Here is a 16,037-nt window from a genome sequence, read left to right on the forward strand (position 1 = left end):
GATCCGGCATCAGGCCGCATCGTCGCTGTAGATGCCGACGACCGGCGCCTCACCGACGCGCGCGTAGCCGCGGTACATCCCTTCGGTGTTGAACGGCATCGCGACGTTGCCCTGTGCGTCGACCGCGACGATCCCGCCGCGGCCCGCGAGGCGCGGCAGCTTGTTCATCACGACGTCGTGTGCCGCATCGGCCAGCGACGCGCCGCGATAGGCCATCTGCGCGGCCACGTCATGCGCGGTCGCGAGCCGGATGAACATTTCGCCCGTGCCCGTCGACGATACCGCGCAGGTCGCGTCGTCCGCATAGCAACCGGCTCCGATGATCGGCGAATCGCCGACCCGTCCGGGCTGCTTGTTCGTGATGCCGCCCGTCGACGTCGCCGCCGCGATGTGGCCGTTCAGGTCGCACGCGACCGCACCGACCGTGCCGTGCTTGCGGTCCGGATCGAGCGGCTCGGCCGGCTGCGGCTGCGGCTGCGACTTGCCGAACGCAAACGTCGCCGCATCGTGGTCGAGCATCGCACCGGCCGCCGCACGCGCCTTGACCCACTGCGCATGCCGCGACTCGGTATCGAAGTAGCCGGGTTCCGCGAGTTCGAGCCCCTGCGCGGCGGCGAACGCATCGGCGCCCGCGCCGGCGAACAGCACGTGCTCGCTCACCTCCATCACGCGTCGTGCAGCCAGCACCGGATTGCGCACGCGCGTCGCGCAGCAGATCGCGCCGGCGCCGAGCGTCGCGCCGTCCATGACCGCCGCGTCGAGTTCATGCTTGCCTTCTGCCGTATAAACGGCGCCGCGTCCGGCGTTGAACAGCGGACAGTCCTCGAGCATGCGCACCGCGACCGTGACGGCGTCGAGCGCACTGCCGCCGTCGGCCAGCACCTGCTGCGCGGCCTGCAGGATCGCGGTCAGTTCGGCACGGTATCGACGTTCGGTGTCGGTATCCATCGCTTCGCGCAGGATCGTGCCTGCGCCGCCGTGAATTGCGACGATCGCGGATGAAGTCATGATTTTTTCGGACGTGGGGAAGAAGGGTTGGCGGCCGGCAACGCCGCTTGCGGCTGCACGAGCCACGGCAGCAGGAATTCGGTCATCTCGGCGGCGGATTTCGCGGACCGGTGCGTGCGCAGCGCGACTGCATCGATCAGCGCCTCGATCATCGTGAGCACGGCGGCTTCCGACGTGGCCGCGAAACGCCGTTCGGCCTTGACGTACAGGTTCAGCGATGCGATCGGCGCCAGCGGCGATTGCGGCCCGTCGGAGATGCCGAGCACGCGCGCACCGCGCGCCGCCGCACGCCGGGCCAGCTCGATCGTGTCCTTCACATAGCGCGGAAACGCGAGCGCGATCACGAGATCGCGCGAATCGGCCGTGTACAGGCGCCGCGCCGCGTGCGAAGGGCCGCCGAGCAGCGCGAGCGATTGCACGCTGTCGTGGCACACGGACAGCCCGTGCTCCATCAGCCCGGTCAGAAACGCGCTCGACCCCGCGCCGAGGATCAGCACGCGCCGCGCGCCGACGATCGCCTCGACCGCGGCCTCGACATCGGCCGCGTCGAGTTGCGCGCGCGTGCCCTCGATGTTGGCGACAGCCTGGTCGAATACCGCGTCGATCCACGCGGCGCCGCGTACGCCGGGCTCCTGCTCCTGCGCGGAACGCAACCGCTCCACCGGCCCGAGCGTCGCTTCGAAGCCCCTCACGAGCGCCGCGCGCATCGCCGGATAGCCGTCGAAACCGAGCGCCTTCGCGAAGCGGTTCGCAGTCGCGATCGACGCATTCACGGCCTGCGCGAGTTCGTCGATCCGCATCGTCGCCGCGCGAAACGGGTTCGCGAGCACGAATTCACCCATGCGCCGGTGAATCGGCGTCATCAACGGCATCGCCGACGCGATCCGCTCGGCGATCGCGGGTTCGTCGTGACTGGCGTCGTGCGGAACGAGAGGCGTCATGCGAAGGGTCATTGCAAGGTGAATGAAAATCAATTTACACAATCTGTCTCCAGAAAAGAAATAAATTTTCATCAGGGTTGTCACGCCCTGCCCGGCGTCCGGCGTTCGTCCGGAAACCGCTCAGCCCCGTCGCGCGGGCCTTTGGCGCGCGATCTCGATGCGTCGCCGCACACGCCGCACTCACCCGCTCATCGGGAAAACCCCGAGCAAGTTCGTTCGAATGCAGATTCACGTTGACCGGATTCGAATTCGAACATAGGATGTTCGAAAATGATCAGTCGTCAGATAACATGGCGATTGAATGACAGATAAATGTTCGCTTGAACACCGTATTTTCGGCATAACCGAGGAAAAACGGCGCGCATCAAGATCGGACATCGTACAAATAAAGCGAAACAAGCCATCCCGGACGGATGGCCCTCATGGATCGGGCAGGCGCCGCGCGCCCGCCCTGTCTGACAGGAGACAGCAGTGAAGACAGTCAAGGCGTTGCGCTGGTGGATCATCGTGCTCGTGTGTCTCGGCACGATCCTCAACTACCTCGCACGGAATTCCCTCGCGGTGCTGGCACCCGAGCTCAAGCAGGTGTTCTCGATCTCGACGCAGCAGTATTCGTACATCGTCGGCGCATTCCAGATCGGCTACACGATCATGCAGCCGGTGTGCGGGTTCGTCGTGGACCTGATCGGGCTGCGGCTCGGCTTCGCGCTGTTCGCGATGCTGTGGTCGGTGGTCGGCGTCGCGCACGGCTTCGCGTCGGGCTGGCTGTCGCTCGGCATCCTGCGCGGCTTTCTGGGGCTGTTCGAGGCCGCCGCGATTCCGTCGGGGATGAAGGCCGTCGCCGAATGGTTTCCCGATCGCGAGAAATCCGTCGCGGTCGGCTACTTCAACGCGGGTACGTCGCTCGGCGCCGCGATCGCGCCGCCGCTCGTCGTGTTCCTGTCGATGCGGTTCGGCTGGCAGGCCGCGTTCATGGCCACCGGTGCGCTCGGGTTCGTATGGGCCGCGCTCTGGTACACGCAATACCGGTCGCCGGCCGATCACCCGCGCATCACGCCGCAGGAGCGCGCGCTGATCCGCGACGGCCAGGCCACGATGCCGGCCGTGTCGACGCGCCGGATCCGCGACGTCGTCACCGCGCGGCGCTTCTGGGCCATCGCGCTGCCGCGCTTCTTCGCGGAGCCCGCGTGGCAAACCTTCAGCTTCTGGATTCCGCTGTACCTCGCGACCGAACGCCACATGGCGCTCGCGCAGATCGCGATCTTCGCGTGGATGCCGTTTCTCGCGGCCGACCTCGGCGGCATCGCGGGCGGCTACCTGTCGCCGTATCTCGCGAAACGCTACAAGCTGCCGCTCGTGTGGTCGCGCGTCGCCGGCGTCGCGCTCGGCGCGGTGCTGATGCTCGGGCCCGCGATGATCGGCCTCGTGTCGTCGCCGTACACGGCCATCGCGCTGTTCTGCGTCGGCGGTTTCGCGCACCAGATGATCTCCGCGCTCGTCAACACGCTGTCGGCCGACGTATTCGATCCCGAGGAAGTCGGCACCGCGAGCGGCTTCGCCGGGATGGCCGCGTGGATCGGCGGCCTCGGTTTCTCGCTGCTGGTCGGCGCGCTCGCCGACAAGATCGGCTATGCGCCGCTGTTCGCGTGCCTCGGCCTGTTCGACATCATCGGCGTCACGCTGCTCGCGGTGCTGATCCGCGGGCAGTCGAAGCAGGAACGCCTGCTCGCGCGGCACGCCTGACATTTGCCCTCACCAGGAATCGCATTCATGACTTCGCTCCTTCATCCGCCCGTGTTCCGCGTCGCCGGCAAGCATGCGAACCGCGTGCTGCTCGCGTCCGATGCGGGCGCCACCCTCGAGATCTTCGTGCTCGAGGACGACATCGTGCGGGTACGCGTGCTGCCCGACGCGACGGCGCACACCCCGCGCACATGGACGATCGCGCCGGGCCTCGACGACGTGCCGCTCGACGGGCGCGATCGCCTCGACCTCGACGGCTTCACGCTGCCCGCCTTTACCCTCGCCGAAGACGACGACGGCCTGCACGTCGAAACCGCGCAGATCCGGCTCGCCGTGCGCTGGCAAGGCGGCCATTGCACGTGGTCGATGCGCGGCGCGGACGGTACGTGGCGCGTCGCGCTCGCCGATCGCGCGACGCAGGCGTACAACTTCGGCTGGTGGGACGGGCGCGCCTATCACTACGTCGCCCGCGAACGCGGCGACAAGGTGTTCGGCCTTGGCGAACGCGCGGGCGAACTCGACCGCACGGGCGCGCGCTTCGAGATGCGCAACATCGACGCGATGGGCTACAGCGCGAAGCATACCGACCCGCTGTACAAGCACATCCCGTTCTACATCACGTGGTCGCCCGATGCGTGCCAGGGCTTCGGGCTGTTCTACGACACGCTGTCGGACTGCTCGTTCGACATGGGCCGCGAGCTCGACAACTATCACGGCCCGTACCGCTACTTCGTCGCCGAGCATGGCGATCTCGATTACTACTTCATCGCATCGCCCGATACGCCGCTCGCGGCCGCGCGGCGCTTCACGTGGCTCACCGGGCGCCCCGCGCGCACGCCGAAATGGGGGCTCGGCTATTCGGGCTCGACGATGAGCTATACCGACGCGCCGGATGCACAGCAGCAGATGAACCGGTTCGTCGAGCAGTGCGACGCGCACGACATCCTGTGCGATTCGTTCCACCTGTCGTCGGGCTATACGTCGATCGGCGCGAAGCGCTACGTATTCAACTGGAACCGCGACAAGTTTCCCGACGCGAAGGGCTTCGCGAAGCACTATCGCGACCACGGCATCCGCCTGTGCGCGAACATCAAGCCGTGCCTGCTGCGCGACCATCCCGCGTTCGACGATGCCGCGCAACGCGGCCTGCTGATCCGCTCGGCATCCGGCGAACCCGCGTGGGTGCAGTTCTGGGACGAGGTCGGCGCGTACGTCGACTTCACGCAGCCGGACGCGTACCGCTGGTGGCGCGAACAGGTCACATCGGCACTGCTCGAGTACGGGATCGAATCGACCTGGAACGACAACAACGAATACGAGATCTGGTCGCCCGATGCGATCGCGCACGGCTTCGGCCGATCGTTCCCGGCACGCGAAGCAAAAGTGTTGCAGACGATGCTGATGATGCGCGCGTCGCGCGAAGCGCAGCGTGCGCATGCACCGGCGCAGCGGCCGTTCCTCGTGTCGCGCTCCGGCGGCGCCGGCATGCAGCGCTACGTGCAGACCTGGTCCGGCGACAACTACACGTCGTGGGAAACGCTGCGCTACAACCTGAAGATGGGCCTTGGGCTCGCGCTGTCGGGCGTATCGAACATCGGCCACGACATCGGCGGCTTCTCCGGCCCCGCGCCGTCGCCCGAGCTGCTGCTGCGCTGGGTGCAGTTCGGCATCTTCATGCCGCGCTTCAGCATCCATTCGTGGAACGACGACGGCACCGTCAACGAGCCGTGGATGTATCCGGAGATCACCGCGCAGATCGCGTCGCTGATCAAGCAGCGCTACCGGCTGCTGCCTTACCTCTATCACCTGCTGTGGCTGTCGACGACACGCTACGAGCCCGTGCTGCGGCCGACCCTTGCGGATTTCCCCGGCGATGCGCGCTGCTACGACGCGTGCGACGACATGATGCTCGGCGACGCGCTGCTCGTCGCGCCGGTCGTCGATCCCGGCCAGACCGAGCGTACGGTCTACCTGCCGTCGGGCGCGCGCTGGATGTGCTGTGCGAGCGCGCAGGCGTTCGACGGCGGCGCGAGCGTGACGCTGCCCGCACCGCTCGACACGCCGGTGATGCTGCTGCGTGAAGGCCGCGTGCTGCCGCTGAACGTCGCGGCGCAGCATTTCGGCACGCGCGCCGACACACGCGGCTTCCTCGTCGCGCCCCGCATCGAGGACGGCGTCGCATACGGCGAATGCGTCGAGGACGACGGCGAAACGGAAGCGTGGCGCGACGGCGAATACGGACTGTGGCGCATCGAGACCGGCCGCGAGGCGTCGGGCGTGCTCGGCGTGTCGGTCCGCTGGGACGGCCACCCGGGCCGCCCGGCCAGCCGCGTCGAGATCCTGCTGCCCGCGTCGCTGCAAGGCCCGGTTGCCGTCCGCGGCGCCCGCGCCGAACAGGACACGCGGGACGGCGCATGGCGCCGCCTCGTCGTGACGTTCGACAACTGAAGCAAGCCCGATCAGGCGGGCCGTTCGCGCGGCCCGCCGCCCGTCATAGAGGAGGCGCTGCAGCCTCCCGCCCCGTTGAAAAGATGATGAGCCCCGGAGATCGACCATGAAAGCACCCGTCAACCGTTATGCAATCCTGATTTTATCGGCCGCATCGCTCAGCGCGACCGCCGCCCACGCGCAGAGCAGCGTGACGCTGTACGGCGTCGTCGACGATTCGCTCGCGTACGTGAACAACCAGCAGGGCCATTCGAACCTCTACATGCGCGACGGCAACCTGTACGCGTCGAAGTTCGGGCTGCGCGGCGACGAAGATCTCGGCGGCGGCACGCACGCGATCTTCGACCTGCAGTCCGGCTTCAACCTGAACACGGGTGCGCAGGCCGCCGCCGGCACGATGTTCAACCGCCAGGCCTTCGTCGGCCTGCGCAACGATCGCTACGGCACGATGACGGCCGGCCGCCAGTACACGCCCTACTTCCTGTTCGTCGGCCCGTACGCGTCGAGCAGCTGGCTGACCGGCGCGACGGGCGCGCATCCTGGCGACATCGACGGCCTCGACACGACGATCCGCGTGAACAACTCGGTCACCTATACGTCGCCGACCTTCGCCGGGCTGACCGCGAGCGCGATGTACGCATTCGGCGGCATCGCCGGCGCGACCGGCAAGGGCAACACGTTCAGCGCCGCGCTGCGCTACGCGAACGGGCCGATCGGGATCGCGGCCGGCTACCTGCGGATCAACAGTTCGGGCTCGTCCGCGGGCTTCCTGAATCCGGCCACCGCACCGTCGGGCAGCTTCGCGGTGTCCGTGCTGAACCAGGGCTACCTGACCGCGAAAGCCGTCGAGCAGGTCGCGGCAGCCGGCAACTACACGCTCGGCGACCTGACGATGGGTCTCAACTATTCGAACGTGAAGTACCTGCCCGGCAACGGCTCCGCGTTCACCGACACGGCCGTGTTCAACACCTACGGCGCGCTTGCCGCATACCGCTTCACGCCGGCGTTCTCGGTGGCCGGCGCATTCGCGTACACGCTGGCGTCGAGGGCGAACGGCGTCGCGAACGCGGCCCGCTACCAGCAGTATTCGCTGAAGGAGTCGTACAGCCTGTCGAAGCGCACGACGCTCTACGCGCTGCAGGCGTACACGCATTCGAGCGGCCAGACGCTCGGCGCGCAAGGCGCCGGCCACGTCATCGACGCCGCGCCGATCGTCGGCGATTCGCAGCAGCTCACGCCGTCGACGACGCACGGCCAGTTCGTCGGCATGGCCGGCATCGCCGTCACGTTCTGAACCCGCCCCGCAGCGCCTTCGGCGCGCAGCCCATGCCCCGGACGATGCGCGTTCCGCGCGCGCCGTCCGGGCGCCCGATGTCCGTCCGCCACGACGTCTTCCGCGTCCCGCCGGCCCACCCGGCGAATCGCCCGGGTTTTCCCGATCGCCCCGATACCTTACAATTCGTCAGGTTCATCCCTTCTGCATGCCCCTTCTTGCAGTCCTGACACCGCGGTACACTCGACGCACGCCGTATCAGGGTCCGACGCGCGACGCGCGCGCCGGGCGGCGTCGCGCCTCGTTGCGCCCACAACTGGATGCCCGCCATGCCAGATTCCCGCCCCTCGCCCCGCACGACCTTCAAGCCGCAGGTCGTCCTGCCCGCGCTCGCGGTCATCGGCGCGCTGCTCGTCGTGTGCGCGCTGCGCCCGAGCGAAGCCGGCGCGCTGTTCGCCGCCGGCCAGCAATGGGTCATCGCACGCTTCGACTGGTTCTACGTGCTCGCCGTCACCGGCTTCCTCGTGTTTCTCGTGCTGATCGCCGCAAGCGACTTCGGCAACATCCGCCTCGGCCCCGACGATGCCGAGCCCGAATTCAGCTTCGTGTCGTGGACGGCCATGCTGTTCGCGGCCGGCATGGGCATCGGCCTCATGTACTTCGGCGTCGGCGAGCCGATGCAGCATTTCCTGAAGCCGCCGACCGTCGATCCCGGCACGCCCGCCGCCGCGCGCGAGGCGATGCTGATGACCTTCTTCCACTGGGGTTTCCATGCGTGGGCAATCTACGGGCTGATGGGGCTCGTGCTCGCGTATTTCGGCTTTCGCTACAACCTGCCGCTGACGCTGCGCTCGGGGTTGTATCCGGTGCTGCGCGAGCGCATCAACGGCTGGATCGGCCACACGGTCGACGCGTTCGCGCTGGTCGGCACGGTCGCCGGCATCGCGACGACGCTCGGCTACGGCGTGATGCAGCTGAGCGCGGGCCTGCATACGGTCGGCGGCTGGGATACCGGCAGCAACCTGTTCCGCATCGGGCTCGTCGCAATCGTCGTGATCCTCGCGGGCGTGTCGGCCGCGACCGGCCTCGACAAGGGCGTGCGCCGGCTGTCCGAGCTGAACCTGCTGCTTGCGTTCCTGCTGCTCGCCTTCGTGGTGGTCGCCGGCCCGACGGCGTTCCTGCTGCGCGCGCTCGGCGACAACATCGGCCAGTACCTGTCGAGCCTCGTCGACCTGTCGTTCCGCACGTATGCGTACGCACCGCCGCGCGAGGAAGGCTGGTTCGGCGGCTGGACGATCCTCTACTGGGCGTGGTGGGTGTCGTGGTCGCCGTTCGTCGGCATGTTCATCGCACGCATTTCGCGCGGCCGCACGATCCGCCAGTTCGTGATCGGCGTGCTGCTCGTGCCGACCGCGTTCAACCTAGTGTGGATGACCGTGTTCGGCAACAGCGCGATCTGGCTCGACACGCACGGCGCGGCCGGCGCGCTCGCGCAAACGGCCACCAACGTCGACGCGCTGCTGTTCCGCTTCTTCGATTTCCTGCCGTTCCCGCAACTGCTGTCGATCGCCGCGATCGTGCTGATCGCGGTGTTCTTCGTCACGTCCGCCGATTCGGGCGCATTCGTGATCGACCAGATCGCGACGCGCGGCAACCCGCATTCGCCCGTGTGGCAGCGGCTGTTCTGGGCCGCGCTGCTCGGCGTGACCGCCGCGGTGCTGCTCGTCGCGGGCGGCCTCGGCGCGCTGCAGGCGATGACGCTGATCGCCGCGCTGCCGGTCGCGATCATCATGATCGCGCTGTGCTACGGGTTATGGCGTGGACTTGCCGCCGACCGCGCGCACTATTCGCAGGACGTCGCGCCCGCGACGAGCTTCTGGACCGGCCAGCACTGGCGCCATCGCCTCACGCACATCCTGCGGCAGACGACCGAAGCCGAGGCGCGCCAGTTCGTCGCGGAAACGGTCGAGCCCGCGCTGCGCAAGGTCGCCGACGAACTGCGCGCGAGCGGCGTCGATGCGCACGTGCAGCGCGACAGCGACGATGCGGTGCGGCTCACCGTGCCGACCGCCGAGCATCGCGACTTCGTGTACGGCGTGCGCGTGACCGTGAAATCCGCGGCCGCTTTCCTGGTGCGCGAGGCGGCCGAGCCGGATCCGGCACGCGAGCACGTATACGGGATCGTCACGTTCTTCGAGGACGGCCGGCTCGGCTACGACGTCGAATACCTGCGCGGCGACGAGGTGATCGCCGACGTGCTGCGCCAGTACGAACGCTACGTGTCGCTCGCGGCCGACAAACGCACGCATCTGCTGAGCCGCGCGCCGGGACATGCCACGGAGGCCGAATGAACGGGTTCCTGCAAAGCCGCGCGTCCGACGTCATCGCGCTCGGCACGCTCGCCGTGCTCTACCTCGGCGGCTCCGGCATCGCGCTGTGGCGAATCCGGGCCGCGGCGCCGCGCGGCAAGATCTACTGGATCGCCTGCGCGGCGCTGCTCGCCGGCGGCGCCATCGCGATGGGCGGCAACCTGTCGCCAGTGCCGGACAGCGGCGACATGCCGCCCGGCTTCGCGCTCGGCGCCGAGGCCGTCCTGCTCGGTCTCGCGCTGGTTGCCGGCGGTTGCGCCTGGCTGATGCTGCGCGCGCGGAAACGCTGACGCGCGCACCGCACGGCCCCGCTTCGTCACGCGCGAACGGCAACGCGCGCGGCGAACCGGCAGCCGCGCCTTCCCCGATCCGCTTCTCTGCCGCACTACGTCATGCGGACGGCGCGCGCGCCGTCACGAGCCAGCACGCCGCGTCGAAGCGCACCTCGGCGCCGTGCACGTATTGCTCGAACGCCGCACGCACCGCATCGACCACGCGCCGCCGCGTCGCTTCGTCCGTCTCCAGCAGCGCAAGGCCCACCGGGCCCAGCCGCGCAATGTAGTCGTCCAGCGCGGCCTCAGGCAGCGCACACGCCCTGTCGACCGGTTCGATCACAATGCCGGTCCAGCCGCTGTCCGACAGCACCGACGCGATCCGCTGCCGGTCGCCGAACGCGAACTGGCCCGGCGCGCCGGGCTGCCGGGCGGGCAGGTTCGGCAGCAACGGCGCGGCCACCCGCTCGGCCGTCGTCATGAACGGGTTGTCGGCCGGCCCGCGCCACGCGACGAACTGCATCCGCGCGCCCGGCCGCGCCGCATGCCGCAGGTTCGCGAATGCGCGGACCGGATCGTCGAAGAACATCACGCCAAGGCGCGACACGATCAGGTCGACGCTCGCGGGCTCGAACGCATGCGTCTGCACGTCCGCACACACGAAACGGGCGTCCAGGCCGCTGCGTCCGGCGCGCCCCCGCGCGGCGTCGATCATCCGCGCCGAGATATCGATGCCCGTGCAGCGCGCGTTCGCCCCCAGCCGCCGTGCGACCGCGAGCGTGACGGCGCCCGTGCCGCAGCCGACGTCGAGCACGCTGCGGGCCGACGACGCGGCCGCTGCATCGGCGAGCAGCGTCTCGAACGGTTCGAACATCCGGTCCATCGGCGCCTGCGCATCGACCCATGCGCGCCCCGACGGGCCGTTCCACAACGCGGATTGCGCTGCGTTGGGCCGGTTGGTTTCCATCGTCGATCTCCTTCTGGTTCATGGTTGATGAACCGCACTGTGCTGCTTCAAGCCGGCTTGAGGTCAAGGCCGGCCGGGTTGCGCCCGCCGTCGCGCCCCGCTTTTCACATTTCTTACATTCACGCTGCGTATCGTTGACGACTTTCCTACGGTGCCTCCCATGCGACGACTCCTCACGCGCACGCTGCTCATGCGCTGCGCTCCCCTTGTTGCCCTCGCCGCGCTGTCCGCGTGCTCGAATCACATCGATACGCCGGACGATCCGGCCAGCGCATCGGTCAACGTCCAGGCCGCATGGGTCGAAATCGGCGACGCGAACCAGGCGATCGCGCGCGTCATCACGAACTACACGCCCGCGTCGGCCAGCGATCCGCTGTGCCCGCAGTTGACCGTCGACGGCAAGCTGTCGCGCATGGCGCTGCGCGCAGGCGCCGCGACCGTCGCCCAGCGGCCGACCGCCAGCGATCCGGCCGATTCGAAACCGTCCAGCTTCCCGGTCTCCGTGTGCGAAACGACACTGCCGGCCGGCGCGCAGGCCGCAAGCGTCGCGGGCCGCACGCTGCCGCTGCCGAAAGCGCAGCCGCAACGCGTCGCGATCATCGCCGACACGGGCTGCCGGATGAAGAAGGCCGACAACGCATGGCAGGCGTGCAATGACGCATCGGTCTGGCCGCTGGCCACGATCGCGGCCAGCGTCGCGAAGCTGTCGCCCGATCTCGTGCTGCACATCGGCGACTACCACTATCGCGAGAACGCGTGCCCGCCGGACATCGCCGGCTGCAAGGACAGCCCGTGGGGCTATGGCTGGGATACGTGGCAGGCCGACCTGTTCCGCCCGGCCGCGCCGCTGCTCGCGAAGGCCCCGTGGGTCGTCGTGCGCGGCAACCACGAGGAATGCGCGCGCGCGGGCCAGGGCTGGTTCCGCTTCCTCGATCCGCGCCCGTATTCGGCGGCCCGCTCGTGCGACGATCCGGCCAACGACAACAACGCGAACTATTCGGAACCCTATGCGGTGTCGCTCGGCGGCGGCTCGCAGGTGATCGTGTTCGATACCGCGAAGGTCGGCCGCACGCCGCTCAAGACGACCGACGCGCAATTCGGCATCTACCAGAAGCAGTTCCAGACGGTCGCATCGCTCGCGTCGAAGGCCGGCATGACGACGACGATCTTCACGAACCATCATCCGATCCTCGCGTTCGCGCCGATCGCGGGCAGCACGCCCGCGCCGGGCAACCTCGCGCTGCAATCGGTCATGTCGAGCCTCAACGCGCAGGCATACTACCCGCCGGGCGTGCATGTCGCGCTGCACGGTCACGTGCACGATTTCCAGGCGATCAACTTCTCGTCCGGGCACCCGGCGACGATCGTGTCCGGCAACGGCGGCGACAACCTCGACGTTGCGCTGCCCGACCCGTTCCCGGCCGGCCTGACGCCCGCACCGGGCGCAGTGATCGATCGGCTGTCGCACAACAACAGCTTCGGGTTCCTGATCATGGAACGCAGCGCAGCGCCGGCAACGGGCTGGGTATACCGTGCGTATTCGGCGGCCGGCAAGCTGCTCGCGTCGTGCAACCAGTCGGGCACGACGCTCGCCTGCGACAAGACGGGGTTCATCGCACCGTGAGTGAAGCAGTCCGATGTGACGGCCGCGGGGTACGCGGCCGGCAAAAGCGGTACGCGCTTGCCGCAACCGTGCTCGCCGGCCTGACGCTCGCGGCCCACGCCGCGCCGGCCGAAACGGTGCTGCTTCCCGGCGCACCGCCGTCGCGGGTCGTCGACACGATCGGCAACGGCACGCCGCAGGTGACGGGCAAGATCGACGCGGCCACCGCGCGCTTCGCGCCCGACCCGACGCTCGTCGCGCTCGGCCGCCGGATCTTCTTCGATCCGCGGCTGTCCGAGCCGCGCGGCATGTCGTGCGCGAGCTGCCACGATCCCGGCCGCGCGTTCGCGCCGACGCTGTCGGCGGCCTCGCTCGCGGGGCCCGGCGTGCCGGAAGGCAGCCGGCCCGGGCGCTTCAGCCAGCGCAATGCACCGTCGCTGCTCTACGTGCGCTACGTGCCGCGCCGCCACTTCTACCAGGACGACGATGCGCCCGCGCCGTCGCCGTTCGGCGGGCTGTTCATCGACGGCCGCGCGGATACGCTCGCCGAGCAGATCCGCGGGCCGCTGTTCGATCCGGACGAGATGAACAACCGGTCGCCGGCCGCGCTGCTGCGCAAGGTCAACGCGACCGAACTCGCGCCCGATCTCGCCGCGCGCTTCGGCGCGCCGGTGCGGCGCGATCCCGAGCAACTGGTACGCGCACTGGGTTCGGCTGTCGAGGCGTATCTGCAGAGCGACGAGATGGCGCCGTTCACGTCGCGCTTCGACGCATTCCTGCGCACGCGCAAGCCGCTCGCGCCGGCCGAGATGCGCGGCCTCGCGCTGTTCCGGAATCCGGACAAGGGCAATTGCATGACTTGCCACACGCTGTCGGAGACATCGAGCCGCCCGGAGCGCTCGCTGTTCACCGATTTCGGATACGACGCGATCGCGGTGCCGCGCAACCGCGCGCTGCCGGCGAACCGCGATCCGCGCCATTTCGACAACGGGCTGTGCGACACCGCGCGGCGGCTGCGCTGGCCCGAACCGACGCAATGGTGCGGCTACCTGCGCACGCCGGGGCTGCGCAACGTCGCGGTCAAGCAGACGTTCATGCACAACGGCGTGTTCACGACGCTGCGCGACGCGGTCGCGTTCTACAACACGCGTTCGACCGACCCCGGCTTCTGGTATCACGGCGCCAAAACGTTCGACGACGTGCCCGCCGCCTATCGCGGCAACATCAACGTCAACTCGACGCCGATGAACCGCCGGCCCGGCACGCCGCCCGCGCTGACCGACGCGGAAATCGACGACATCGTCGCATTCCTCGGCACGCTGACCGACGCGCGCTATACGGGGGTCGCGGCCCCTGCTGCCCGCCTCGCCCGGACCGCCGCGCCGGCACGCTGACCCTGGCCGAACGGCCAGCCGGATGCGCACCCGCTTGCGGACAGCGAAAACACTGGTTATATTTACAGTACTGTATTTATGAACAGTGAGGTGCGCGATGGAACATCTGGTCCGTATCGTCAACGACACCGATCGCCAAGTGCTGGCGTGGCTGCGTTCCCAGGTCGGCGATGCCCGCGTCGAACGCGCGGCGCGTCAGCTCGGGCATACACGCAAGCCCTTTCCGTCTGCCGTCTGCCGGTATCTGGGCATGAGCGCGCCGGCCACGCTGCGTCCGGCGGCCCGGCCGCGCGCCGCACGCGATTTCTCGGTAGGCGATCGTTACCTGTCGCTGATCCGCCAGCATCTCGCGTCGCACTCGGCCAGCCGATGAAATGGCGACGGCTTGTCGCGTCGGTGCCTTGGCAAGCCGGGGCGCTCGCCTATTCGCAAGCCCGGCTCGTCGCCGCCACGCTTACGCAGCCGCCTTGGCTTCCCGTACGAGGCGGCCGAGCGTTTCGAATGCCGCTTCGTGCGCCACATCGAACACGCGCGTGCAAGCGAGCCGGATATAGCCGTCGAAGCGGTCGGAATTCGAGAAGATCGACCCGGGCGCGATCCTGATTCCGTGCGCCAGTGCGGCGTCGAACAGCGCATCGGAGCGCACGCCGTCCGGCAATGCGATCCACAGCAGCATTCCGCCCGGCGGCTGGTTCATCCGCGTGCCGGCGGGGAAATGCCGCGCTATCGCGTCGATCGTCACGTCGCGCTGCACGCGCAACTGTTCGCGGAACCGGTGCAGGTGGCGGTCGAACGCGCCCGAGCCGACGAATTCGGCCGCAACGGCCTGCAGCAATGCGGCGTTGTGCCGGCTGTGCGCGAACTTCAGCATCCTCACACGCGCCTGCCAGCGGCCCGCAGTCATCCAGCCGAGCCGCATCCCGGGGGCCAGCACCTTGTTGAACGACGGGCAGTAGATCACCGTGCCGTCGCGGTCCCATGCCTTGACCGGCTTGACCGCCTGCGGCGCCTCGACGAGCTCGCGATACGGCTCGTCCTCGATCACGGCCACACCGTGGCGCGAACAGAGCGCGACAAGCCCCGCCTTGCGCTCGTCGGGCATCACGCAGCCGAGCGGGTTCTGCAGGTTCGGCACGACCACCACGGCCCGAATGTCCGGATACGCGGCCAGCGCCACTTCGAGCGCCTCGATCGACAGGCCGGCCGTCGGGCTCGCCGGGATTTCGAGTGCACGCAGGCCGAGGCTTTCGAGCAACTGGATCAGCCCGAAGAAGGCCGGCGATTCGATCGCGATCGTGTCGCCGGGGCGCGCCACCGCACGCAACGCGAGATTCACGGCATCGACGCCGCCGCTCGTCGACATCACGTCGTCCGGCGTCACCGTCACGCCATAAGACAGCGCGCGTTTGGCCATCGTCTGCCGGAATTCGGGCGAACCGCCGACCGGCCCCGCATCGGTCAGCAACGTGGGCTTGCGCCGCAGCAGCCGGATCGCCAGCGTCTGCAGGCGCTCGGCCGGATACAGCGTGGCGAGCGCGGACGCGCCGCCGAGATTCAATGCATCGGTCGCCGCATTCGCGCGGTCGATCACGCGCGACACGCGCTCGTGCAGCCCCGCGAACGGCGGCTCGACGCTCAGCGGCGGCCCGTCGCTTTCCGGCAGTGTTGCAAGCGCGGCCGCCGCGCGGCGGCGCACGAAGTAACCGGAGCGCGGCTTCGCCTCGCACCAGCCCGTATCCTCGAGCCGCCTGAATGTCTGGATCGCGGTCGACAGGCTCACGCCGTGCTGCGCCATGAACGCGCGCACCGACGGCATCCGGTCGCCGGGCGACAGCGTGCCGGCCGCGATGATCCGGCGGTAATGTTCGGCGAGCCGTTCGTAAAGCGGCTCGCCGTCCAGCGGCAAAGGCGTGCGGGATACGTCGGCGAAAGGCGTGCGGGATACGTCGGCGAAAGGCGTCATGCGGATCATCGTGCCCGCTCGCCCAGGCGCTCGCCAGATACAGATTCGGGGAAAAC

The 16,037-nt window shown here is 68.8% G+C and carries 12 protein-coding genes; 8 read left to right on the plus strand and 4 right to left on the minus strand.

Annotated elements, in window-relative coordinates; genetic code table 11:
* Nucleotides 1-9 precede the first annotated feature (9 nt).
* Both BLA15945_RS06710 and BLA15945_RS06715 read right to left on the minus strand, forming a co-directional pair.
* Nucleotides 10-1,008, minus strand: a complete 999-nt coding sequence (locus BLA15945_RS06710; RefSeq protein ID WP_174991854.1) for an isoaspartyl peptidase/L-asparaginase family protein — start codon at nucleotides 1,006-1,008, stop codon at nucleotides 10-12.
* A complete protein-coding gene (locus BLA15945_RS06715) occupies nucleotides 1,005-1,949 on the minus strand; it encodes a MurR/RpiR family transcriptional regulator (protein ID WP_059237015.1) in 945 nt (314 codons plus the stop codon). The genes BLA15945_RS06710 and BLA15945_RS06715 overlap by 4 nt, the downstream gene beginning before the upstream one ends.
* A 471-nt stretch (nucleotides 1,950-2,420) precedes the next feature.
* Here BLA15945_RS06715 and BLA15945_RS06720 point away from each other — a divergent pair, with 471 nt between their 5' ends.
* From BLA15945_RS06720 to BLA15945_RS06740, 5 genes are all read left to right on the plus strand, one after another.
* Nucleotides 2,421-3,692, plus strand: a complete 1,272-nt coding sequence (locus tag BLA15945_RS06720; protein ID WP_059237016.1) for an MFS transporter — start codon at nucleotides 2,421-2,423, stop codon at nucleotides 3,690-3,692.
* 27 nt (nucleotides 3,693-3,719) lie between these two features.
* Nucleotides 3,720-6,140 carry a glycoside hydrolase family 31 protein gene (locus tag BLA15945_RS06725; RefSeq protein ID WP_174991855.1) on the plus strand — a complete coding sequence of 807 codons (2,421 nt, stop codon included), beginning with the start codon at nucleotides 3,720-3,722 and terminating at the stop codon, nucleotides 6,138-6,140.
* A 106-nt stretch (nucleotides 6,141-6,246) separates the two neighbouring features.
* Entirely contained in the window at nucleotides 6,247-7,434 is a 1,188-nt protein-coding gene (locus BLA15945_RS06730) for a porin (protein ID WP_174991856.1), read from the plus strand.
* 308 nt (nucleotides 7,435-7,742) lie between these two features.
* Nucleotides 7,743-9,764 carry a BCCT family transporter gene (locus BLA15945_RS06735; protein WP_174991857.1) on the plus strand — a complete coding sequence of 674 codons (2,022 nt, stop codon included), beginning with the start codon at nucleotides 7,743-7,745 and terminating at the stop codon, nucleotides 9,762-9,764.
* Nucleotides 9,761-10,072, plus strand: coding sequence for a hypothetical protein (locus BLA15945_RS06740; RefSeq protein ID WP_174991858.1), 312 nt, complete (start codon nucleotides 9,761-9,763; stop codon nucleotides 10,070-10,072). Before BLA15945_RS06735 ends, BLA15945_RS06740 begins: the two co-directional genes overlap by 4 nt.
* 100 nt (nucleotides 10,073-10,172) lie before the next feature.
* Here BLA15945_RS06740 and BLA15945_RS06745 read toward each other — a convergent pair whose 3' ends face one another.
* Nucleotides 10,173-11,021 (minus strand): class I SAM-dependent methyltransferase, encoded by an 849-nt coding sequence (locus tag BLA15945_RS06745; RefSeq protein ID WP_059237021.1) that lies wholly within the window; start codon nucleotides 11,019-11,021, stop codon nucleotides 10,173-10,175.
* Nucleotides 11,022-11,181: 160 nt separating this feature from the next.
* Here BLA15945_RS06745 and BLA15945_RS06750 point away from each other — a divergent pair, with 160 nt between their 5' ends.
* The 3 genes from BLA15945_RS06750 to BLA15945_RS06760 all read left to right on the plus strand — a co-directional run bounded on the left by BLA15945_RS06750 (nucleotide 11,182) and on the right by BLA15945_RS06760 (nucleotide 14,391).
* Nucleotides 11,182-12,645 carry a metallophosphoesterase family protein gene (locus BLA15945_RS06750; RefSeq protein WP_059237022.1) on the plus strand — a complete coding sequence of 488 codons (1,464 nt, stop codon included), beginning with the start codon at nucleotides 11,182-11,184 and terminating at the stop codon, nucleotides 12,643-12,645.
* Nucleotides 12,642-14,018: a cytochrome-c peroxidase gene (locus tag BLA15945_RS06755; protein ID WP_174991859.1), complete on the plus strand. Its 1,377-nt coding sequence runs from the start codon at nucleotides 12,642-12,644 to the stop codon at nucleotides 14,016-14,018. Before BLA15945_RS06750 ends, BLA15945_RS06755 begins: the two co-directional genes overlap by 4 nt.
* Nucleotides 14,019-14,115: 97 nt before the next feature.
* The gene (locus tag BLA15945_RS06760) at nucleotides 14,116-14,391 is read left to right on the plus strand and encodes a hypothetical protein (RefSeq protein ID WP_059237024.1); all 276 of its coding nucleotides are present in this window, start codon (nucleotides 14,116-14,118) and stop codon (nucleotides 14,389-14,391) included.
* 81 nt (nucleotides 14,392-14,472) lie between these two features.
* On the opposite strand, the gene BLA15945_RS06765 is transcribed toward BLA15945_RS06760, so the two are convergent.
* Nucleotides 14,473-15,981 carry an aminotransferase-like domain-containing protein gene (locus tag BLA15945_RS06765; RefSeq protein WP_407045090.1) on the minus strand — a complete coding sequence of 503 codons (1,509 nt, stop codon included), beginning with the start codon at nucleotides 15,979-15,981 and terminating at the stop codon, nucleotides 14,473-14,475.
* Between the last annotated feature and the right edge of the window lie 56 nt (nucleotides 15,982-16,037).

This window comes from Burkholderia arboris, from assembly GCF_902499125.1.
Classification (GTDB): Bacteria; Pseudomonadota; Gammaproteobacteria; order Burkholderiales; family Burkholderiaceae; genus Burkholderia; species Burkholderia arboris.